Here is a 21,802-nt window from a genome sequence, read left to right on the forward strand (position 1 = left end):
TGGTGCTAAGAATTTTAGTTTATAAAAAACTATTTAACTTAATCTCAGTCGATTCTAAAGATAAGATAGAATATCACAATTACACCATTAACCCTTTTTGATATTGTTTGAAGCGATTAGAGAGCTTTGCAATTGAAAGCTAAGAATTGAATTCCATTTATGACCCAATTTGTTCACCTGCATGTCCATTCCGAATATTCTGTTGTTGATAGTACTTTAGGGATTAAGCCCTTAATCACGTTAACTCAAGGTTGTGAACAGCCGGCAATGGCGTTAACCGACCAAAATAATCTATTTGCCTTAGTTAAGTTTTATAACGCTGCTAATGGTGCGGGTATTAAACCAATTATTGGTGCGGATGTTTATATTGAAGATGAGCAGGGTAAGGTCTTTAATGTCGTTTTACTCTGTCAGAACCCTCAAGGTTATCTGAATTTATCACATATTATTTCTCAAAGTTATCTGCATAATCAAAAACTCTATAAAAACGATATGTTGGCGTTGATTAAACGTGAGTGGTTAGCGGAGTTTAATGATGGCCTAATCGTTCTTTCAGGTGGCCGAAAAGGAGATATTGGACAGGCCTTATTAGCCGGAAAACCAAATTTGGTTGCCAGTAGAATGAAGTGGTGGCAGACCTATTTTGAGAATCGATTTTATATAGAGTTGGTTAGAACAGGGCGTGATAATGAAGAGCGTTATATTGCCCAAGCGATAGACGTTGCCATTCGTTACGAGACGCCTGTAGTTGCGACCAATGATGTGCGTTTTGCCAAGCCAGAAGATTTTGAAGCGCACGAAGTTCGTACTTGTATTCATGATGGTTATATTTTAGATGATCAAAACCGCCCAAAAAATTACTCTGAAGAACAGTACTTTAAAACATCACAAGAGATGGTTGAACTGTTTGTCGATATTCCTGAGGCCATTGAAAATACGGTTGAAATTGCCAAACGTTGTTCTTTAGACCTAACTTTAGGTACTTATTTTTTGCCTGACTTCCCTGTACCTGAAGGGATGACGATGGATGAGTTCTTTATTGAAGAGAGTCATAAGGGATTAGATGAGCGTTTAGCCTTTTTGTTTGGTCACTTGTCTAAAGAAGAATTTGAAGAGAAACATAAAGAGTATTACGCCCGAATTAAGTTTGAGTTAGATATTATTTTGCAAATGGGGTTTCCGGGGTATTTCTTAATTGTTGCCGATTTCATTCAATGGGGTAAAAATCAGGCTATTCCTGTAGGGCCTGGGCGTGGTTCTGGTGCGGGTTCGTTGGTGGCATATTCACTTAAAATTACCGATTTAGATCCCATTCAATACGATTTACTGTTTGAGCGTTTCTTAAACCCTGAGCGTGTTTCTATGCCCGATTTTGATGTCGACTTCTGTATGGATCGACGAGATGAGGTAATTGATTACGTTGCGCAGCATTATGGTCGTGACCATGTGTCTCAGATTGTTACTTACGGAACCATGGCTGCTAAAGCAGTAGTGCGCGATGTGGGGCGTGTATTAGGTTTAGGTTATGGGGTGGTTGATGGTATTGCTAAATTAATCCCTAATGAGCTTGGCATTAAGCTTGCAGAAGCGCTTGAAAAAGAAGAAGAACTTCAAAATAAATATGACAATGATGACGATGCACGCCAACTTCTAAAATTGGCTCTTAAGTTAGAAGGTACGGTACGTAATACAGGTAAACACGCGGGTGGTGTTGTTATTGGTCCCAAACCACTAGACCATTTTTGTCCGGTTCTTTGTGAACCAGATGGAACGAGTGTGGTTACTCAGTTAGATAAAAATGATGTAGAAACAGCAGGCCTGGTTAAATTCGATTTCTTGGGATTAAGAACCCTAACGATTATTGATTGGGCGTTACAGTCTATTAATGAGAATAAAAAACCAGGTGATGAAGGTTTTGTTGATATTGCGCGCATCCCTTTACAAGATGAACCTACCTTTGACTTGATTAAAACCGGTAAAACAACTGGGGTGTTTCAGCTTGAATCGAGCGGAATGCAAAGTTTGATTGTTAGGCTTAGACCAGACTGTTTTGAAGACATTATCGCTTTGGTCGCGTTGTTTCGCCCGGGCCCGTTAGAGTCTGGAATGGTTGATAACTTTATCGCACGTAAACACGGTAAAGAAAAAGTCTCTTACCCGGATGCGCAATGGCAGCATGAATCTTTAAAAGAGACCTTAGCGCCAACATACGGTGTTATTTTGTACCAAGAGCAAGTTATGCAGATTGCACAAATCTTAGCGGGTTATACGCTGGGTGGTGCGGATATGCTGCGTCGTGCAATGGGTAAGAAAAAACCTGAAGAGATGGCAAAACAGCGTTCTGTATTTAAGGATGGTGCAGAAAGTATTGGTGTTGATGGCGAGTTAGCCATGAAAATCTTTGACTTGGTAGAAAAGTTTGCCGGTTATGGTTTTAACAAATCTCACTCTGCCGCTTATGCTCTAGTTTCTTATCAGTCTGCATGGTTAAAAACCCATTATCCGGCTGAATTTATGGCGGCTCAGATTTCATCTGATATGGATAACACGGAAAAAGTGGTTCATATGGTAAACGAATGTTATGCAATGGGCTTAACCGTTTTACCACCAAATATTAATACAGGACAAGTTCTCTTTAAACCCTACGGCGAAAGAACCGTTAATTATGGTTTAGGGGGGATTAAAGGTGTGGGAGAGGCTGCACTGGAGGGCGTGATTTCTGAGCGTGAGGCCACGGGTAAATACAAAGATTTATTTGATTTTTGTTTACGTGCGGGTAAAAAAGCCAATAAACGTGTCATAGAAGCACTGATTCGCTCGGGGGCTTTTGATGAGTTGCACGATAATCGAAATGCTATGTTGCAAAGTGTACCTATGGCTCTTAAACAGGCTGAGCAGCAACATAAAAATGATGAAGTGGGTCAAAATGACTTGTTTGGTGACATGCTTTCTGTAGAAGAATCAGGAGAATCTCAGTTACTTGAGGTGCCTGAGCTGCCAGAAAAACAAAGGTTAGCCGGTGAAAAAGAGACTTTAGGTCTTTATATGACTGGTCACCCTATTGATATGTACCAAGAGGAATTAAAACGTTTAGTACCTAATCGTTTGTCTAGTTTGCGCCCTGAAAAATGGAAAAAAGTATCCGCAGCAGGCCTGGTTGTTGAACTACGAAGTAAAGTGACACGAAATGGACAACGTATGGGCTTTATTTCATTAGATGATAAAACAGCGCGTTTAGAAGTGGTTATGCGCCCAACTGTTTTTGAAGCGATTAGAGAGACGATAAAACCTGATATGGTGGTTATGGTGCAAGGTGAAGTCGCAGAAGATACGTTTAATGGTGGTATTAAGTTAGATGCTGAAATTGTGGTAAGTTTGGCTGAAGCTCGTGTTGAAAAGGCAAGGGCCATTAAGCTTAGGGTGAACGCCAGTGAAAAACCCATAATGATTGAAAAGGTTAGCCAGTTACAAACGTTGTTAGGTGCTTATCAAACTGAAAAAGGACTGCCAGTGGTGGTTGATTACACTAATGACTTAGCTACCGTACAAATGAAAACGCATGTATCTAATCAGTTTTTTCCGGATGACGATTTGATAGAAGCGTTAAATGCTCAGGGTTGGTTCCCAGAAGTGGTTATATAGATGTTTATATAAGTGGTTATATGAAATGAGAGGTTTATAAGTGGCTTTTTGGTTTGAAAAAAATAACTTTAGACGTTTCCGTCGAATGGATATGGCGGTTAAGTTATTTGTGACGCCTGCTGATCCCATTAAGGACAAAGAGTTGTTTGCTTTAGGGATTGATTACTTTCCTAATACCGTTCAAAAGAAAATAGCTCGTAATCAAAAGCAACTTTTATCATGGGTTAATCATATTCAAGAACAAAAAGAGATTCTTGAACCGGTTTTTTTGCAGGTTGTGGATGCCGCACAATTATTGGGTGAAGTCGTTAAATCCATCTCCAAAGGGCATAATCCACTTTTAGATGAGCAAATGACACAGCAGATAATGTTAAATTTGAAGTCAGTAGGCAGAATTGCTTCTCTTGAAGAGCCGGCACCAAAAACGTTTCAATATTTCTACGAAATAGAAAAAAAGCTAACGCATTTTTTTCGTTTACTACTTCTATCCCTGCACAAATCGAGTTCAAATCAATATCACAGTTTTGATATTTCACAGCCTGATTTTAAAATTGATGGCATGACACAAAGATTTACCCAACCCTCTTTTCAAAAAATTCCCCTTGTACAGGCAATTTATTTTATGAGTGAATTGGTGAGTACTTACTGTGATATATTTCAGGAAATGAATTCAGATTATTACTTAAGAGAGCATCCCGAGGCATGGAAAGAACGTGATGTGACCATTAGTGCAGGTGGTTTTTCGACCATGTTTCCTAAGCGGTTTTTACCAGGCAGACCTTTAACCTCTTATATTTATTTTGCCGAGCAAGCTAGAACAATAAAGGTTAAAACTCAGTTTGCTAGGGCGGAAAGTAACTCTACGGAAATGCTTGAGTTAAATGCTTTTTATTTTGAGTTTCCTGATCAGCAGGATCAGAAATTTTTAGAACTTGAAATTGAACGTTTACAAATTGATAAAACGGCAAATCATTGTATTAATCATCAATTCTTATTAAGTCTTGAGGGAGCATAAATGGCCGTTATTGTAGAACCCTATTTTATGAATGAGTTACCATTCTCTTTAAGAGAAGTGACGGCAGAAGTTTATTTAAGAGAGGGGTTAGAGCATTTAGTTGAAATGCGTTTTAAAGAAATTGATAACCACTATAAAAGTAAGTATTCATTCAATACTAAACAGTGGCAAGTTGTTTTAAATACTTCTATCTTAACGCAGCTCTCTGCGTTTACTTTGGGCAAACACCTAAGTGCAGAGGACTTTAAGCAATTACGTTATTTAGTACAAGTGACTTTAGAGAAAGAAGACGCCAAACCCGATGAGGTGTTGGCGTACTTAGAAGAGCATGCTCATGTATTGGCTTCTTGGTACAGTAAATTAATTAAGTTGAGCCGTAAGGTTTAATATTTAAGAGGGGGTCACTTCACATTGTAGAGATTGAGAAGCCTTTTTAAATTTAAACCTTTGCCTTAAATTTGGTCACTCAGGCTTCCCGTTACTTTTTGCAGTTTGGCAAAAAGTAACCAAAAAACAAACCCCACTCCATAAATGGGCAAGTTCTAAGCTTGTGAACTGAAAACGCTGAACTCGCTGCGCTCAAACAGCAGCGTTTTTTTACCGTTCACTACACTAAGAACCTTGCACCATTTATTACAAGGGGACTTAAGGCGTTTGCCCAAGCTTCAATATTAAGCATAACAAAAGCGGTAAATAACTCAAATTTCATAATGATTGTTTATCAAGTCAGGTTATGAATTGATTGTTGTCCTGTCGGATTAAGTTCAATTTTTTTCAATTAAAGATTTAACAATTTTTATTCGTAGATACTCTTGAGCAAAGGTCTTTTTTAGTCATAAAAAGAGCAGAATTCGTCTAATTCAATTCTAGTGGTTCTGTATTGGTTTACGGGGTGGTTAGTATCTTTATATCCTATGGCCATGCCACCAATTAATTTTTTGTTTTTGTCTATTTTTAAGGTTTCTTTAATTAATGTCGGAAACTCGCCCAGCGCTCCTTGAGGGCAGGTTGCTAGACCGGCTTCTTCAGCTAAAAGCATAATATTTTGTAAAAACATGCCGTAGTCTAAATAAGAGCCAGTTTCTAAACTCTCGTCAATAAAAAATAACAGCATAATGGGTGCATCAAAAGCTCGATAATTGGCTTCCCACTGCGCTAAACGTTTTTCTTTGTCTTCTCTTTGAATATCTAAAGCTTCATACAGTTTTTTTCCAGTTTCAACTCTGCGGCTTTTATATGGCTGAACCCACTCTGTAGGATAGTAGTGATAATCCATTGATTCCGTGTTTTTATTTCTAAATGCGTTAATCATGCCTTCTGAGAGTGTTTGCTTAGTTTTGCCTTGTACCACTGCAACTTGCCAAGGTTGCATATTTACTCCTGAAGGAGCGTGCTTAGCGGTATTAATCAAATTTTTAATCACCTCTATATTGACGGCTTGCTGGGTAAATGCACGAGTTGAATGGCGCTGTTTTATCGCTTGACTAACGTTCATTAGAACCTCTTAAATGTATTGATGTGTTAGAGCTTTGGTGTTTGATTATGGATTTTTCTATTATAGAAATTGCGGATTATAGCTGTTTTTATCTATTTATCGGCTTTTACAAAAGGCTTTTTTTATTTTAAATTGATTTAAACCATTTAATTTCTATCCTAGAGTGGTAAACTTTGGCTAATATTTTAGCTCAGTATTATGGTGTTTTTATTTAGGCCTTAATTATCGAGTTATCTTTGCCAATTTGCTGTATAGGTACCTTTGCACGAGTCGATAAAAGTAAAAATGGTTAAATTTTTTAGATTATATATAGAGAATTTTTTCACTTTTTCTTACATCCTTAACTTGTGCAAAGGTCTCATATAGATTGTTATTTTTAACAGGAGATATTATGTCAAACATTGAGTCTATTCTTACTGAAACACGTATTTTTGAACCGACTGAAAAGGTTAAAAACAGTGTTGCAATTACTGAAGCGGTATTAGCTGAAATGCATAAAAAAGCCAGCGAAGATCATGTTGGTTTTTGGTCTGATTTAGCAAAAGAAAAACTCGAATGGTCAAAACCATTTACAGTCGGTTTAGATGACTCAAAAGCACCCCATTATGAATGGTTTACCGATGGTGAAATTAATGTCTCCTATAACTGTATTGATCGTCATTTAGAAACTAAAAGCGATAAAGCGGCTATTATTTTTGAAGGTGATTTAGGTGATGTTCAAACCTATACCTATAAAGAACTACATGACCAAGTTTGTCGTTTTGCAAATACTTTAACTGCGCAAGGTGTAGAAAAGGGTGATCGCGTCATTATCTATATGCCAATGATTCCTCAAGCCGTTATTGCAATGCAAGCTTGTGCACGTATTGGTGCTATTCACTCAGTTGTGTTTGGTGGTTTCTCTGCTGAAGCGTTACGTGATCGTATTGAAAACGCCAATGCTAAACTTGTGATTACCACTAATGGTAGTCGTCGTGGTGGTAAAACGATTCCGTTAAAAGGTGCGGTTGATGCAGCTTTAGAAAAAGGTTGTGATCATGTTAAGAAGGTCATCGTTTATCGCCGTACTGATGACGAAGTTGAAATGAAAGAAGGACGAGATATTGACTGGATGGACGCTGAAGCAGGCATGAGTAACTATCATGAACCAGTTCCGGTTAATGCAGAACATCCACTGTTCTTACTTTATACTTCGGGTTCTACTGGCACACCAAAAGGCGTTCAGCATAGCACTGGTGGGTATTTACTTAATGCGCATCTAACAAATGAGTGGATGTTTGACTTAAATGATAACGATGTCTTTTGGTGTACTGCAGATGTGGGTTGGATTACAGGGCATACTTATGTTGCTTATGGCCCATTATCGGTTGGGGCAACCATGCTTATGTTTGAAGGTGTGCCAACTTATCCTGACGCAGGTCGTTTTTGGCAGGTATGTCAAGACCATGGTGTGACCGTTTTCTATACTGCGCCAACCGCAATTCGTGCGTTAATGAAGTTTGGTGCAGATCTTCCTGAAAAATATGACTTATCTAAGTTACGTTTATTGGGTACTGTTGGTGAGCCAATTAACCCTGAAGCTTGGATGTGGTATCACGAAGTGATTGGGCGTGGAGAGTGTCCAATTATTGATACTTGGTGGCAAACTGAAACGGGGGCGCATATGATTGCTCCATTCCCAATCACTCCACTTAAACCAGGTTCTTGTACTAAACCATTACCAGGTATTGAAGCGGCTATCTTAGATGAAGAAGGTAATGAACTTGGTCTTGGAGAGGGTGGCTTACTTGTTATTAAAAAGCCATGGCCTTCAATGATTCGCAATGTTTGGGGTGATGAGGAACGTTATAAGAGTACATATTTCCCATTACAAGATGTTCCTTATTACGTTGTGGGTGACAGCGCATATCAAGATAAAGATGGTTACTTCTGGATTTTAGGTCGTGTTGATGATGTATTAAATGTTTCTGGTCACCGTTTGGGAACAATGGAAATTGAATCCGCTTTAGTTTCGCATGAAAAAGTTGCTGAAGCCGCTATTGTAGGCCGTCCACATGATATTAAAGGGGAAGCGGTTTCTGCCTTTGTAGTATTAAATGTGGATATCCCTAATGGTGATGAAAGAACGGCATTGGTTGCTGAGTTACGTGAACACGTGGCAAAAGAGATTGGTCCAATCGCCAAACCTGATGATATTCGTTTTGGAACTAACTTACCTAAAACGCGTTCAGGTAAAATTATGCGACGTCTTTTAAGAACGATTGCTAAAGGTGAAGAGATTACACAAGATACTTCAACACTTGAAGATCCTTCAATTCTTGAGCAATTTCAGCAACAAAAATAAATTAATTTAATTTAGTTTTTCTTTATCAAAACCGAAGCTACCAGGCCTGGTAACTTCGGTTTTTTTATTTTTTATCATTTAATTCATGGGGATAGTTTATATCTTTTAGGTTTTGGCTACATAAATCGTTGATTTAGAATTATTTATATATGTATCCATAAATAAAACTTATTTTAAACTTAGGCTTAATAACGTAATAATTGCGCAGATTCTGTTTTTATAGAGACCTTTGCACGGATAGGTGCGAAAGAAAAATAGGCGTGAGTACCCCTTGAGGGTGAAAAATTTGTCTGATTCTCGACTTACCCCTTCGGGCGCCGAGTTCTTCGTTTGCGGCGGAAAGTGCAGGGAATAGCTAGCTATTCGCAAGTTGTCGCCCAGCGGAAGTGCCCTTGGGGTACAACAAAAATCAGGTCAATTTTTACCCTCAAGGGGTACCTAGAACCATTTTTACTCGTGCATACTCTCGTGCAAAGGTCTCTTATAGACAGATTAAAAAATAAGAATCTCATTGAGGAGAGGTATTGTGAATAATAAAGAAAAGTTTTCAGCTATTTTATTAGCTGTCTTCACAGTCTTGTACTTTGGTATTGCGCTGATGGTTAGTGCAACGTTCAAAGACATTGCTGCGACAGATGTGGCGGGAATGCCATTAGCAATCTGGGGCGGGTTATTGGTCATCATTACAGGTGTAATCATTACTCGTATGTATCTAAAAAAGATGGATTCTGAGGAGAACGAATAATGGAAAACATGGTTGCTCTAATTATTGTTGGCCTTGGTATAGCGCTTTCGATTTGGATTAGTTTTTATCACCGTGGTTCTACAGGGAGTACATCAGACTTCTACGTAGCTGGTGGAGGCATTTCGCCAACGGTAAATGGTCTAGCAATGCTAGGTGATTACGCTTCTGCTGCAAGTTTTTTAGGTGTGGCTGGTGCGGTTGCTCTTATGGGGGTTGATGGTTGGTGGCTTGCTATCGGTTTCTTTGCAGCATGGATTGTGGTCTTAATTGCCATTTCTAGTCCTTTGAAAAATGTGGGTAAGTTCACGGCTGCCGACGTATTAAATGCACGTTTCTCTGAAAATACTAAGAAGATTCGTACCGTTGCAATGTTTTCAACGTTAGTACTTTGCGTTATGTACTTAGTTCCACAGATTGTAGGTGCGGGTCATTTATTTGGTCTACTTCTTGGTTGGGATTATCTACCAACTGTATTGGTTACAGGGTCATTGATGGCATTATTCGTAATCATCGGTGGTATGAAAGGAACTTCATATAACCAAGCGATTCAAGGTTCAATCCTATTTGCTGCAATGCTTTTCTTACTGATTTTTGGTGTAATTCACTTATTTGGTGGTAACCCAGCGGGCGTAATCGAAGCCTCTGAAACTATGGTTCCGGCAAAACTAGCAGCAGGTAATGCGGCAGCGGTAGCAGCAGCAACGGCAGCAGCCGGTCCTGGTGAAGCGGTTGAAGCAGTTCGTGCAATTATGGCTGATGCTCCATCTGCGGTAACTCCAGGTGTAGGTCTTCGTGACTTTGCTAACCAAGCGTCTTTAGTTATTGCTCTGTTTTTTGGTGTTTTAGGTCTTCCTCATATTTTGATTAAGTTCTACACTGTATCAAGCGCATCTGACGCTCGTAAATCAGTTGAAATCACTATTTGGGGTTTAGCAATATTCTATGCAGCTATTTTCTTTGTTGGTTTGATTGCAATGTACGCTTTATACCCTCAGTTATTACAAATGATTACTGATGGTGAAATTGGTAGAGCTAAGAACATGACCATGCCTATGCTTGGTGATATGCTTGGTGGTCAGCTTCTAATGGGTGTGATTGCAGCTGGAGCAATGGCGGCAATGTTAAGTACCTCTGCGGGTCTATTAATTTCTGCAACTTCTTCATTAGCGCATGATTTATATAAAGGGGTTATTAATCCAGACTCAACGGATGAAGAAGAGCTTAAATTTGCAAAAATGGGTGCTTTCTTCCTAGCAATTATTGCGATTGGTATGTCTGTATGGCTAAAAGAAGAAAACGTAGCGATGCTTGTTGGTATGTGTTTTGGTATTGCAGCCTCTACTTTTGCACCTGTTCTAGTACTTGCGGTTTGGTGGAAAGGTTTATCTAGCCAAGCGGTTATCTATGGTATGGCAACTGGTCTAGTACTATCTTTACTATTCACATTCTCTAAGTTCTTTGGACTTAAAACAATGTTAGGTTTAGATGTATTAGTTAACCCTGCACTTTACTCTGTTCCTGTTGCAATCATAGTAACAGTTGTTGTTAGTATGATGACTAGCGATAAAGGAAATATTGAAGAGTTTATGGCAAAAGCTCACGCAAAATAAGTTATCTTATTTTTCGTAATAAAAAAGGGGCTTTTAGCCCCTTTTTTTATTGTCTTAAATATTTGTTCTAAGTGAACTCTTAGATGTATGATTGTATTAATGTAGAGACCTATGTACGAGAGTATGCACGAGTAAAAATGGTTAAAATTTATCTGATTTTTGTTGGAAAACTTGCGAATAGCTAGCTATTCCCTGCGTTTTCCGCCGCAATCAGGCAAATTTTCCCTCATTTTTCTTTCGCACCTATCTCGTGCAAAGGTCTCATAGCAATATAATCATAAGGGTTAGAATAAAATGGCAATGACGCAACAACGAAACTTTCTGATTCAAATCCCACCGTTTAATCAATTACCCCAGCCTCTTTTAAATGAACTTGCCGATAGTATGGATGTAGTTTATTTTCCTCAAAAAACGCTCATTGAAGTTTCTACCTCAATATCTGAAAATTACCTTTATTTGCTTATAAAGGGCAAGGTAGCAGAAATTCAAAATGAAGAAATTACTTCTCGATATAGTGTGCGTGGTTTTTTTGGTGATACGGCTATTTTGGGCAAAAATGAAATTCAAGCACATTATGAAGTTCAAGAAGAGGCAATAGCCTATAAGCTTCCAGCAAAACTTTTTTTGAAAGCGTTTGAAGATAATCACGAATTTTCTCATTATTTCAATTCGTCTATTGTTGAAAAGTTAAACCGTATTCATGAAGCGATACAATCGGCTACCTCAACAGAGGTCATGATGGATACAGTTTGTTCGGCACCTTTACAAAACTATGTTTCGTTGCCTCCAGATGCAACTTTGCATCATGCCGCACAACAAATGGTTAAACATCGAACAGATGCTTGCATTGTTGAATTTGACGATTGTGACGATTGTGACGATTGTGACGATTCTAACAATTCAGAAATAGGTATTGTTACTTCTACCGATATTTTAAAACTTATGGCTAATAATGAGCCAGATATCGCTTCTTTAAGGCTAGGCGGTCTAGCGAATAAACCGGTACAAACTGTACATGAATTTGATTATTTGTTTAATGCATTATTAAAAATGACGCGGTTTCAAATTGATCGATTAGTGGTAAGAGGTGATGAAGGCTACTTAGGATTTTTACATCAAAAAGATTTAATGAGTTTATTTGCCAATCAATCAGGCCTGGTGTTATTAAAAGTTGATCAGGCTAAAACCGTAAGTGATTTAGTAGTACTAGGAGAGCAAATTGATGGGCTAATTGGAAATTTACATCATAAAGGGATTAAAACTCACTATATTGCCAAACTGGTTAATGAACTTCACAGAAAGATGATTAATAAACTCGCCACACTTTTACTCCCCAAACATCTATTAGAAAAGGTTTGTGTGTTTGTAATGGGAAGTGAGGGGCGTTCTGAACAGGTGATAAGAACAGACCAAGATAATGCTCTTATTTATTCTGATGGATTAACCGAGATTGAGCTTGAAGAGGTGGCGCAGTTTTCACAAACGTTTATAGCCACTTTGCAACAAATGGGTTTTCCAGCCTGTCCTGGAAATATTATGTTGTCTAATGCTTATTGGCGAATGAGTCAAACAGACTTTGCGCAAAAAGTTAAAGATTGGTTTGCTAACCCCTCTGAAGAGAATTTTATGTATGCGGCTATCTTTTTTGATGCAGAGGTGGTTTTTGGACGTGAAGAATGGCTAAAACGACTTAAACAAATTTTGTTGGATGAAAAAGAAAAATACTCTAATTTTTTACGCCATTTTGCAGTATCTGTTTTACGGTTTAAAACCCCTGTAGGTTTTTTTGGTGGATTGGTTGCAGAATCTGAAGCGGGGCATGAGGTTATTGATATTAAAAAGGGGGGGATTTTTAGTATTGTGCATGGTGTTCGTTGTTATGCCTTAGAAGCTGGAATTGAAAAAACCAACACTCACTGGCGAATAAAGGCGTTAATGGATGCGGGTGTCTTTGATAAAGAGTTTGGTATTGAGTTAGGAGAAACCCTTAACTTCTTAAATACATTGCGTTTAGAATCTATGTTGAAGCAGCTAGTAGAGGGTGTTGAACTTCCTGATAATAAAATTAGGTTGTCAGAATTAAGTCATATGCAACAGGACTTGCTTAAACAGAGTTTTGTGGTTGTTGAGGGATTTAAAAAACGAATTAATCATCATTTTGCATTGGATGGGTTAATGTGATGGTAAATGGTACGTTAAATAGTATAACGGCGTGGTTAAAAAGTTCAAAATTAAATCGGCTTAAGCGTCAACTTAAAGACCCTAATTACCAATTTTTGTTTGATGTTGAACCAGGGGTGTTTGTTTGTTTTGATTGTGAAACAACGGGTTTAGATAAAAAAAATGATCGCATAATTACGCTTAGTGCCATCAAAATTATGGGTAATGAAATCCAAACAAGTCAAAGTTTAAATTTAGTTATTAAACAGCAAGAAGCTATTTCAGCAGATAGTATTGCGATTCATCAAATTAGAAATTTGGATGTTGAAAATAGTGAAACTCTTTATGAGGACGAATTTGAAGCGATTAAGAATTTTTTGCATTTTATAAAGGGTGCAACCTTAGTAGGGTATTATCTTGAGTTTGATGTTGCTATGGTCAATAAAGTGATTAAGCCCCAATTAGGAATTCGATTGCCTAACCCACAGATTGAAGTTTCAGGTATGTATTATGAGCATGCTATGCAAAAGTATCGGCGATCTTGTATTGAGCCAAATATTGATTTGGGGTTTGATCATATTCTAAAAAAACTAAATATACCCAATATTGGTCAACATGATGCTTTTAGTGATGCATTAATGACAGCACTTATTTTTGTTAAATTACAACAGGATAGTTAAATTAATTTGCCTTTTTGTATGCCTTTTTCTTGGTATATGGTCAATAAAGATTCTACAAAAATTCATGCTTAAGTTCTTGACAAATAAACAAAAAACGATATAATTCGCGCAGATTTTTTAAAAGTTTTATCGAGGGTCGCTTTAAAAGAGTTTAAAGCGGTGGCTTGAATTTTAAAAAACCCCGTCTTTACGGGGTTTTTTGTTATTTGAACTTTATAAATTAAAACCTTACTGGAAAGAGTTTTACGTGACGATTGAAGAAAAAATTAAAAACGCCTTAAAACCTACTGTTGAATCCATGGGATTTGATTGGTGGGGTATGGAATATATGCCTGCTGGTAGACACACTTTATTACGTGTGTTTATTGAAAAAGCAGATGGAACTGTAAATTCTGATGAAACATATGCTGTTTGCAAACAGATAAGCGCTATTTTAGATGTTGAAGATGTCATTAGTAGCGAGTTTCGTTTAGAAGTCTCATCTCCTGGTATGGATAGATTGCTATTCACTCCAGAGCAGTACACACGTTATAAAGGTGAAGAAGTTCAAGTTCGTACTAGTATGGCTATTTTAGGTCGTAAACGTTTTAAGGGACCTATGTCGACAGTGACTGAATCCGGTATTGAATTAGAAGTGGATGGTGAAGTATTTGAGATTCCATTCGATTTAATTGATAAAGCGAACGTAGTACCTAAGTTTTAACCCCATTCTTTATTGAAATTAACAGATTTTTTAAGATAAATAGATTTTAGTAGTAACAGAATTAGAGCGAGACAGAAATGAGTAAAGAAATCTTAGCCGTTGTTGAAATTATGGCCAATGAAAAAGGCGTTGATGAAGAAATTATCTTTGACGCGATTGAAACGGCATTAGCGACAGCAACCCGCAGAAATAATGATGATGAAATTGATGTTCGTGTAAGTATTGATCGCCACACAGGTGATTATGAGACTTTTCGTCGTTGGGAAGTGATTGAAGATGATGTTGCGATTGAAGACAACGTAGGTTGGTACATTCGTGAAATGGATGCGGTTGATGAAGATCCTAATATTGAAGTCGGTCAGTACATTGAAGAACCAATGGAATCGATTGAGTTTGGGCGTATTGGTGCACAAACGGCTAAGCAAGTAATTATTCAAAAAGTTCGTGAAGCTGAACGTAAGAAAGTGGTAGAAGTTTACGAAAAACGCGTTGGTGAAGTATTAACGGGTCAGGTTAAACGCATTGATCGTGGTGATGTTATTCTTGATATGGGTGAAAATGTTGATGCTGTTATCATGCGTAACCAACTTGTTGGTCGTGAAAACTTCCGTATTGGTGATCGCGTTCGTGGTTATTTACAAGAAGTGTCTTTTCGTCCTCGTGGGCCTCAATTATTTATGTCGCGTTCTTGTAATGAGATGCTGATTGAGCTGTTCAAAATTGAAGTTCCTGAAATTGCAGATGATTTAATCGATATTATGAGTGCAGCTCGTGATGTTGGTTTCCGTGCAAAAATTGCTGTTCGTGCCAATGACTCACGTCTTGATCCTATTGGAGCTTGTGTAGGAATGCGTGGTGGTCGAGTTCAAGCGGTTACTAATGAACTTGCCGGTGAGCGTATTGATATCATTTTATGGGATCCTAATGATGCTCAGTTTGTTATTAATGCAATGGCTCCTGCTGAAGTGACTTCAATTATGGTAGACGAAGATCGCCATACGATGGATTTAGCGGTTGATGATGAACAGCTTTCTCAAGCAATTGGTAAGAATGGTCAAAACATTCGTTTAGCAAGTGAATTAACTAGCTGGGAACTTAATGTCATGACTCAGTCAGATATGGCTGAGAAACATAAAAGTGAGTCAAAAGGTCAAATTGATATTTTTGTTGATGCGTTAGATATTGATGAAGATTTTGCAGAAGTTCTTGTCGCGGAAGGGTTTACTAGCGTTGAAGAAGTTGCCTATGTACCCGCTGCAGAAATGCTAGAAATTGATGGTTTTGACGAAGACTTAGTTGCTGAATTAAAGCAACGTGCAAAAGATGCATTGTTAACGCAAGCGATTGCCGCAGAAGAAAAAACGGCAATGGCAGAGCCTGCTGAAGACCTATTAGCTTTAGAAGGTATGACTGACGATATGGCTAAACAATTAGCAGGAAACGGTATTGTTACTCAAGAAGACCTAGCCGAGTTGGGTACAGATGAGTTATTAGAGTTTGTAGAGATGGATGAAGCAGCTGCAGGTGAATTAATCCTGAAAGCTCGCGCTCCATGGTTTGAATAATAAAAAGGAAGAGTAATGGCCAAAGTATCAATAAAACAATTTTCAGAGACGCTTAACCTTTCTGTTGACAAACTAATCTCTCAACTTAATGAATCTGGTGTTAAGGGTAAAACTGAATCAGACTCTCTTTCAGAAGAAGAGAAGCGCACATTATTAACCTATTTAAAAGGTTTACACGGGGATGTATCGGGTGATGCCCCTAAAAAAGTGACTTTGCGTCGTAAGCAAACGCTAAACCTTTCAGCGGGTTCTGGTAGCGGAAAGCGTACCGTAAATGTTGAAGTTCGAAAAAAACGTACTTACGTTAAAAAACCAGAAGCGGTTGAAGAAGTGGTAGAAGAAGTGGCTGAGCCAGTTCAAGAAACTCCAGTAGTGGAAACTCCAGTGGTTGAGACGGTGCCTGAAAAAGTCGCTGAAAAAGTAGCAGAAAAAACTCCTGAACCAGAAGTTAAAGAAGCGCCTAAAGCAGAACCTGAACCTGAACCTGAACCTATAAAAGTAGAGATTGTTCCAGAAGTTGTTGCGCCTGCTCCTGTTAAAGAAGACCACTCTAAGTCAACTAAAAAAGCTAAAGACAAAAAACATCAAGACAATCGTAAGAAAAATGACGGTACAGATGGACCTAAAGGAAAAGCGGCTCCAAAAGGACGTAATTTTAACGATAAAGGTCGTCGTGGTGGTAATAAAGGTCGTCGTGGCCAAGTTGATAAACGTCAGGCTGCTCAAGCTGATAAGGAACATGGTTTCCAAAAACCGACTGAACCAGTGATTAAAGAGGTTAAGGTTCCAGAGAGTATCTCTTTAGCAGCACTTGCAGAACAAATGTCTGTTAAAACCGGTGAAGTTATCAAGTTTATGATGATGGAACTAGGGACTATGGCTACCATTAACCAAGTTCTTGATCAAGAAACGGCTATGTTGATTGTTGAAGAGATGGGGCATAAAGCGATTGCTTTCACTGAAACAACGGTTGAAGATGAAGTGGTAAACCAAGACTATGATGGTGCAACTGTGACACGTTCTCCAGTGGTAACTATTATGGGTCACGTTGATCATGGTAAAACATCATTGTTAGATTACATTCGTAAAGCTAAAGTCGTTAGTGGCGAAGCGGGTGGTATCACTCAGCATATCGGTGCCTATCATGTAGATACCGATAAGGGTGGGGTTACCTTTATTGATACTCCAGGTCACGCCGCGTTTACTGCAATGCGTGCTCGTGGTGCAGATATTACAGATGTTATTGTTATTGTTGTGGCGGCTGATGATGGTGTTATGCCTCAAACTAAGGAAGCGATTCAACACGCAAAAGCTTCTGGTGTTGGTATGGTGGTTGCCGTTAACAAAATGGATAAAGAAACCGCTAACATGGATCGTGTCATGCAAGAGTTAGCTGCTGAAGAAGTTATTCCTGAAGAGTGGGGTGGAGATGTTCAATTTGTTCCTGTTTCTGCTAAAACCGGTCTTGGTATTGATGACCTGCTTGATGCCATTTCGTTGCAGTCTGAAATGTTAGAATTAGAAGCGCCTACCGAAGGACCAGCTAAAGGTGTGGTTGTAGAATCACGTCTAGATAAAGGTCGCGGTACGGTTGCAACAGTTCTTGTACAGTCAGGAACTTTGAAAAAAGGTGATATCGTTCTTTGTGGTATGGAATATGGTCGTGTACGTTTATTGGTTAATGATGCAGGGCAATCGGTAACTGAAGCCGGACCTTCTATTCCAGTTGAGCTGTTAGGTCTTTCTGGTGTGCCTGTTGCTGGTGATGAAATGATTACCGTTGAAAATGAGCGTAAAGCACGTGAAGCCGCTTCATTCCGTCAAGGTAAGTTTAAAGAGCTTAAGATTGCACGTCAGCAAAAGTCTAAGTTAGAAAACATGTTTAATAAGATGGCTGAAGGTGATGTTCAGCACATCAATATTATTCTTAAAGCAGATGTTCAAGGGTCAATCGAAGCGATTACAGATGCCTTAACTAAACTTTCGAATGAAGAAATTAAAGTCCATGTTATCTCTTCAGGTGTCGGTGGTATTAATGAATCCGATGCTAACCTTGCGATTGCCTCTGACGCGTTAATCTTTGGTTTCAACGTTCGTGCTGACGCCTCTGCAAAACGTATTATTGATAGCGAAGGTATTGGTCTTAAGTACTACAGCATTATCTATGAAATTGTGGATGAAGTTAAACGTGCTGTTGAAGGTAAGTTGGCTCCAGATATTCAAGAAAACATCGTTGGTGTGGCGGATGTACGTGAAGTCTTTAAGGCGCCAAAAATTGGTCTTATCGCCGGTTGTATGGTTACAGAGGGTGTCGTTAAACGTAACAACCCTATCCGTGTATTACGTGATAACGTGGTTATTTACGAAGGTAATCTAGAGTCATTACGTCGTTTTAAAGATGACGCTAATGAAGTTAACAAAGGTATGGAATGTGGTATCGGTGTTAAGGATTACAATGACGTTAAAGTGGGTGACCAGATTGAGTGCTACGAGCGCGTAGAAGTCAAACGTACCTTAGATTAAACTAAATTTAATCAAATAGATAAGGTTTTTATAAAGTTACCAGGCCTGGTAACTTTATAAATCAAGTCCTTGATTCAAATTGCCCCAGCTATTTGGGGCTTTTTGATTTTAAACGAGAAAGAAATATGAGTAATCAAGCAGTGAGTCGACCAACACGTGTGGCTCAAGAGGTTCGTAGAACCATTGCACAATTAATTGTGCAAGAGGTTAAAGATCCTCGTTTTCAAAATATTAGTATTACCGATTGTAAAATCAGTAAAGACTTAAGTGTTGCAAAAATTCACTTTGCCTTAATGGGGTTTAATGAAAATGACCCTGAAGTAGCAGATGCATTAGCCGCACTAGAAAAGGCACAAGGGTTTTTCCGTTCAGAGATTGGTAAACGTTTACGTTTACGTATTGTGCCGCATATTCGTTTTTACTATGACAATATTCCAGAGCATGCTCAACATATGGAAGATTTGATTAATAAGGCACTAAATACATAAATGGCTCAGCAGTTTAAACGACCACCTAAACGTGTGGTAAACGGTATTGTGTTACTGAATAAGTCGGCAGGCGTATCTTCTAACGGTATTTTGCAACAAGTGATTAGAGCATTTAATGCAAAAAAAGGCGGACATACCGGAGCACTAGATCCATTTGCCACCGGATTGTTACCCATTTGTTTAGGCGAAGCGACCAAGGTCTCGGGTTTATTATTAGATTCAGACAAACGTTATACCGCTACGCTTAACCTAGGTGAACAATCTGATACCGGAGATATAGAAGGCGAAATCATTCAAACTTTACCGGTACCTGAGCTTTCAGAAGAACTTATTAATCAAGTTTTTTCTCAGTTTTTGGGTGATATTGAACAAGTGCCACCCATGTATTCTGCACTTAAGCATAAAGGTAAACCGCTCTATTTTTATGCGCGTCAAGGTATAGAAATTGCACGTCCTGCTCGCCCCATTCGTATTATTCGATTGTCTTTAGTCTCTTTTACCGCTAATCAAATTATCTTTGATGTTCATAGTTCTAAAGGAACTTATGTTAGAACCTTGGGTGAAGATATTGCCAAGGCTCTTGGAACAGTCGGTCATTTAACCGCTTTACACCGTACCCAAACGGGTAGTTTAAAGGGGGATGATATGTTGACTTTAGAAGAGATAGAAATTCAACTAGATGATTGTCTGCACCCGATAGATGAAGCCATCCAGCACTTGCAAAGATTTGATTTAACTTCTGAACAGGCTGATTTGATTCGTCATGGAGGCAAGTTAGAATTTGCTAAACCTGAGACCAATTTAGTACGATTTTATGAAAATGATATTTGTATCGCCGTGGGCGAATGGCAAGCTGAAAAACAGTTATTAAAACCTAAGCGAGTTTTTAATTTACCTGAGAGTGAAGCCGGTTAATGTTATTTACCAAAGCTGATGGCATCTTAGATTTAAGAAGTTTAGAAGACTATAAAGCAGGGCATCTAAATAACTCTACTTGGTTAAGTATAAATGATTTGCCAGAGAGTCTTAACGCTTTACCTGCCGCACCTGCTTCTCTTTATCTTGTAGGAGATAAAGATCAAATTGAAGCGGCGAGTTTGCTGTTAGATAGTAAGTCTTATCAAGTGACAGGTTCTTTAGTTATAGAGTCTCAAAAGGCTATGCAACAATGGGCAAACAAACTACCAGGCCTGGTAGAAAACGGCTCTCAATCAAAAACGCTTTGGTCTCCAAGCTTACTGGTAAAAGAATTTGTCGATTTAATTCATAATCAATCTTTAACCTTTGGTGAGGTTGATAAGGTTGGTAAGGTCGTATACCGCCCAAGTGTTTTAGATATTGGATGTGGCGGCGGTAGAGATGCTATTTTTCTAGCCAAAAATCGGATGAATGTTATTGCTATTGATCATGAAGCAAAAGTGCTCAAGCGGGCTAAAGCATTAAGTTCTCTATCAGGAACTTCCGTTAAGTTTAAATGCTGCGATATTAAAAAACAGGGATGTTTACCTGAGCAACAGTTCGATTTAATTACGGTTGTGCGTTTTTTAAATCGTGATATGTATGACTATATTAAAAAAGCTACCAGGCCTGGTGGATTTGTTCTGTTTCAAACTTTTGTAGAAGGTGTGGAGCAATTTAGCTCGCCTAAAAACCCTAACTTTATTTTAGGTAAAACTGAACTTGCTGAAGTTTTTGCGGGCTTTAATATAATTATTGATAGAATAGATAAATTAAACGATGGACGGCCAGTGCTCTCATTTATAGCCCAAAAAGCCTGTTCGCAATAATATAAGAAAATATACAAAACAATAGATAAGACGTAATGACTAAAGTTAAAAGCGTTATTTAGGAGAATATTTCATGATATCAATGTCAGAAAAAGAACTGTTTAAATTTTTTCAAGAACATACTATTTGTGAGTCACTGACTAAAGATGAAGTGGGGCGCTTAATTCCTTACCTTCAAGAGAAGGAATACGAAGGAAATCAAGTGATTTCAGACGCTGGCGAAGTGGGTGAAGCTTTAGGGTTTGTGATAGAAGGAAAGGTTCAATTCACAAGTTCTGATGGCCAAGATAAAGCACCTGTTGGTAAACAAGGGGTTGGAACTTTAATTGGTGAAATGTCTTTCTTTGACAGAAAACCTCGTAACTTACGTATGGAATCATGCAAAAAAGGGGTTACATTCTTAATGTTAAGTCGTCCTATGTATGACCGCCTAAAAGTAGAAGAAGCCTATATTGCAGTAAATATACTTGAAAATGCAATTGTGAGTTTAGATAACTTAGTCAGACATATGGGAGATGATATCTCTGCACTAAGTCATTATATGCATGGAGTTGGAAAGCGTTAAATTTCCTACATAAGACCTTTGTTCGAGTAGTTTGCGCAAAGGTCTTTATATAAAGTCTTGTATTTTAATTAAAAATCAGTAAAATGCTCGGATTCGTCCCTATCATCGGTTGTGGAGGCGATTTTTTATTAAGACCGATCCAATGGAGTAAACATTATGTTTGACGCAGAAGCTAAAGCTAAAATCGTTGCTGAATATGCAACAAAAGAAGGTGATACTGGTTCACCAGAAGTTCAAGTTGCACTTTTAACTGCACGTATTAAATACCTTACTGAGCACTTTAAAGAACATAAACAAGATAACCATTCTCGTACTGGTTTATTACGTTTAGTTAGCCGTCGTCGTAAGCTTTTAGATTACGTTCACAAGAAAGATGGTGAAAGATATTTAGCGCTTATCAAGCGTTTAGGTTTACGTAAGTAATTCATTGTTAAGATAATTACTCAACATAACCTTAAGCTCAAAGAAAACCCTGCAATG

At 38.3% G+C, this 21,802-nt stretch carries 17 protein-coding genes; 16 read left to right on the forward strand and 1 reads right to left on the reverse strand.

Translation table 11 applies throughout. The features are described from left to right. Positions 1-159 precede the first annotated feature (159 nt). The 3 genes from dnaE to BS34_RS0105070 are packed head-to-tail and all read left to right on the forward strand — an operon-like array spanning position 160 to position 5,044. A complete protein-coding gene (gene dnaE / locus BS34_RS0105060) occupies positions 160-3,642 on the forward strand; it encodes a DNA polymerase III subunit alpha (RefSeq protein ID WP_029407457.1) in 3,483 nt (1,160 codons plus the stop codon). A gap of 40 nt (positions 3,643-3,682) precedes the next feature. Continuing rightward, positions 3,683-4,657 (forward strand): hypothetical protein, encoded by a 975-nt coding sequence (locus tag BS34_RS0105065; RefSeq protein WP_029407458.1) that lies wholly within the window; start codon positions 3,683-3,685, stop codon positions 4,655-4,657. Continuing rightward, positions 4,658-5,044, forward strand: coding sequence for a hypothetical protein (locus tag BS34_RS0105070; RefSeq protein WP_029407459.1), 387 nt, complete (start codon positions 4,658-4,660; stop codon positions 5,042-5,044). A 442-nt stretch (positions 5,045-5,486) separates the two neighbouring features. Here the strand turns inward: BS34_RS0105070 and BS34_RS0105075 are convergent, their stop codons facing one another. After that, positions 5,487-6,152 (reverse strand): nitroreductase, encoded by a 666-nt coding sequence (locus BS34_RS0105075; RefSeq protein ID WP_029407460.1) that lies wholly within the window; start codon positions 6,150-6,152, stop codon positions 5,487-5,489. A gap of 391 nt (positions 6,153-6,543) precedes the next feature. On the opposite strand from BS34_RS0105075, the gene acs reads away from it, so the two are divergent. From acs to rpsO, 13 genes are all read left to right on the forward strand, one after another. Beyond that, positions 6,544-8,496: an acetate--CoA ligase gene (gene acs, locus BS34_RS0105085; RefSeq protein WP_029407461.1), complete on the forward strand. Its 1,953-nt coding sequence runs from the start codon at positions 6,544-6,546 to the stop codon at positions 8,494-8,496. Positions 8,497-9,022: 526 nt separating this feature from the next. Next, positions 9,023-9,241, forward strand: coding sequence for a DUF485 domain-containing protein (locus tag BS34_RS0105090; RefSeq protein ID WP_084151567.1), 219 nt, complete (start codon positions 9,023-9,025; stop codon positions 9,239-9,241). Then, positions 9,241-10,851: a sodium/solute symporter gene (locus tag BS34_RS0105095; protein ID WP_029407463.1), complete on the forward strand. Its 1,611-nt coding sequence runs from the start codon at positions 9,241-9,243 to the stop codon at positions 10,849-10,851. The genes BS34_RS0105090 and BS34_RS0105095 overlap by 1 nt, the downstream gene beginning before the upstream one ends. Positions 10,852-11,145: 294 nt before the next feature. Beyond that, complete coding sequence (locus tag BS34_RS0105100) at positions 11,146-13,032, forward strand: putative nucleotidyltransferase substrate binding domain-containing protein (protein WP_029407464.1); 1,887 nt, start codon at positions 11,146-11,148, stop codon at positions 13,030-13,032. Then, positions 13,032-13,691, forward strand: a complete 660-nt coding sequence (locus BS34_RS0105105) for a 3'-5' exonuclease (protein WP_029407465.1) — start codon at positions 13,032-13,034, stop codon at positions 13,689-13,691. Before BS34_RS0105100 ends, BS34_RS0105105 begins: the two co-directional genes overlap by 1 nt. Positions 13,692-13,938: 247 nt before the next feature. Next, on the forward strand, positions 13,939-14,394 hold the full coding sequence (gene rimP / locus BS34_RS0105110) for a ribosome maturation factor RimP (protein ID WP_029407466.1): 456 nt from the start codon (positions 13,939-13,941) through the stop codon (positions 14,392-14,394). Between the two features lie 77 nt (positions 14,395-14,471). Further along, positions 14,472-15,959 (forward strand): transcription termination factor NusA, encoded by a 1,488-nt coding sequence (nusA, locus tag BS34_RS0105115; RefSeq protein WP_029407467.1) that lies wholly within the window; start codon positions 14,472-14,474, stop codon positions 15,957-15,959. Positions 15,960-15,974: 15 nt separating this feature from the next. Then, on the forward strand, positions 15,975-18,482 hold the full coding sequence (gene infB, locus BS34_RS0105120; RefSeq protein WP_029407468.1) for a translation initiation factor IF-2: 2,508 nt from the start codon (positions 15,975-15,977) through the stop codon (positions 18,480-18,482). Positions 18,483-18,607: 125 nt separating this feature from the next. Next, a complete protein-coding gene (gene rbfA, locus BS34_RS0105125) occupies positions 18,608-18,970 on the forward strand; it encodes a 30S ribosome-binding factor RbfA (protein WP_029407469.1) in 363 nt (120 codons plus the stop codon). Then, positions 18,971-19,885 carry a tRNA pseudouridine(55) synthase TruB gene (truB, locus tag BS34_RS0105130; RefSeq protein WP_029407470.1) on the forward strand — a complete coding sequence of 305 codons (915 nt, stop codon included), beginning with the start codon at positions 18,971-18,973 and terminating at the stop codon, positions 19,883-19,885. Continuing rightward, the gene (locus BS34_RS12225; protein ID WP_038126280.1) at positions 19,885-20,757 is read left to right on the forward strand and encodes a methyltransferase domain-containing protein; all 873 of its coding nucleotides are present in this window, start codon (positions 19,885-19,887) and stop codon (positions 20,755-20,757) included. Before truB ends, BS34_RS12225 begins: the two co-directional genes overlap by 1 nt. 73 nt (positions 20,758-20,830) lie before the next feature. Beyond that, on the forward strand, positions 20,831-21,322 hold the full coding sequence (locus BS34_RS0105140) for a Crp/Fnr family transcriptional regulator (protein ID WP_051640690.1): 492 nt from the start codon (positions 20,831-20,833) through the stop codon (positions 21,320-21,322). A gap of 156 nt (positions 21,323-21,478) precedes the next feature. Continuing rightward, a complete protein-coding gene (rpsO, locus tag BS34_RS0105145) occupies positions 21,479-21,745 on the forward strand; it encodes a 30S ribosomal protein S15 (RefSeq protein WP_029407473.1) in 267 nt (88 codons plus the stop codon). Positions 21,746-21,802: the final 57 nt, after the last annotated feature.

It is taken from the genome of Thiomicrorhabdus sp. Milos-T2 (assembly GCF_000702325.1).
In the GTDB taxonomy this organism is placed as follows: domain Bacteria; phylum Pseudomonadota; class Gammaproteobacteria; order Thiomicrospirales; family Thiomicrospiraceae; genus Thiomicrorhabdus.

Coding starts and splice junctions, on each gene's coding strand:
- dnaE (WP_029407457.1), top strand. CDS start 160: ATGACCCAATTTGTTCACCTGCATGTCCATTCCGAATATTCTGTTGTT.
- BS34_RS0105070 (WP_029407459.1), top strand. CDS start 4,658: ATGGCCGTTATTGTAGAACCCTATTTTATGAATGAGTTACCATTCTCT.
- BS34_RS0105075 (WP_029407460.1), bottom strand. CDS start 6,152: ATGAACGTTAGTCAAGCGATAAAACAGCGCCATTCAACTCGTGCATTT.
- acs (WP_029407461.1), top strand. CDS start 6,544: ATGTCAAACATTGAGTCTATTCTTACTGAAACACGTATTTTTGAACCG.
- BS34_RS0105095 (WP_029407463.1), top strand. CDS start 9,241: ATGGAAAACATGGTTGCTCTAATTATTGTTGGCCTTGGTATAGCGCTT.
- BS34_RS0105100 (WP_029407464.1), top strand. CDS start 11,146: ATGGCAATGACGCAACAACGAAACTTTCTGATTCAAATCCCACCGTTT.
- BS34_RS0105105 (WP_029407465.1), top strand. CDS start 13,032: ATGGTAAATGGTACGTTAAATAGTATAACGGCGTGGTTAAAAAGTTCA.
- nusA (WP_029407467.1), top strand. CDS start 14,472: ATGAGTAAAGAAATCTTAGCCGTTGTTGAAATTATGGCCAATGAAAAA.
- infB (WP_029407468.1), top strand. CDS start 15,975: ATGGCCAAAGTATCAATAAAACAATTTTCAGAGACGCTTAACCTTTCT.
- rbfA (WP_029407469.1), top strand. CDS start 18,608: ATGAGTAATCAAGCAGTGAGTCGACCAACACGTGTGGCTCAAGAGGTT.
- truB (WP_029407470.1), top strand. CDS start 18,971: ATGGCTCAGCAGTTTAAACGACCACCTAAACGTGTGGTAAACGGTATT.
- BS34_RS12225 (WP_038126280.1), top strand. CDS start 19,885: ATGTTATTTACCAAAGCTGATGGCATCTTAGATTTAAGAAGTTTAGAA.
- BS34_RS0105140 (WP_051640690.1), top strand. CDS start 20,831: ATGATATCAATGTCAGAAAAAGAACTGTTTAAATTTTTTCAAGAACAT.
- rpsO (WP_029407473.1), top strand. CDS start 21,479: ATGTTTGACGCAGAAGCTAAAGCTAAAATCGTTGCTGAATATGCAACA.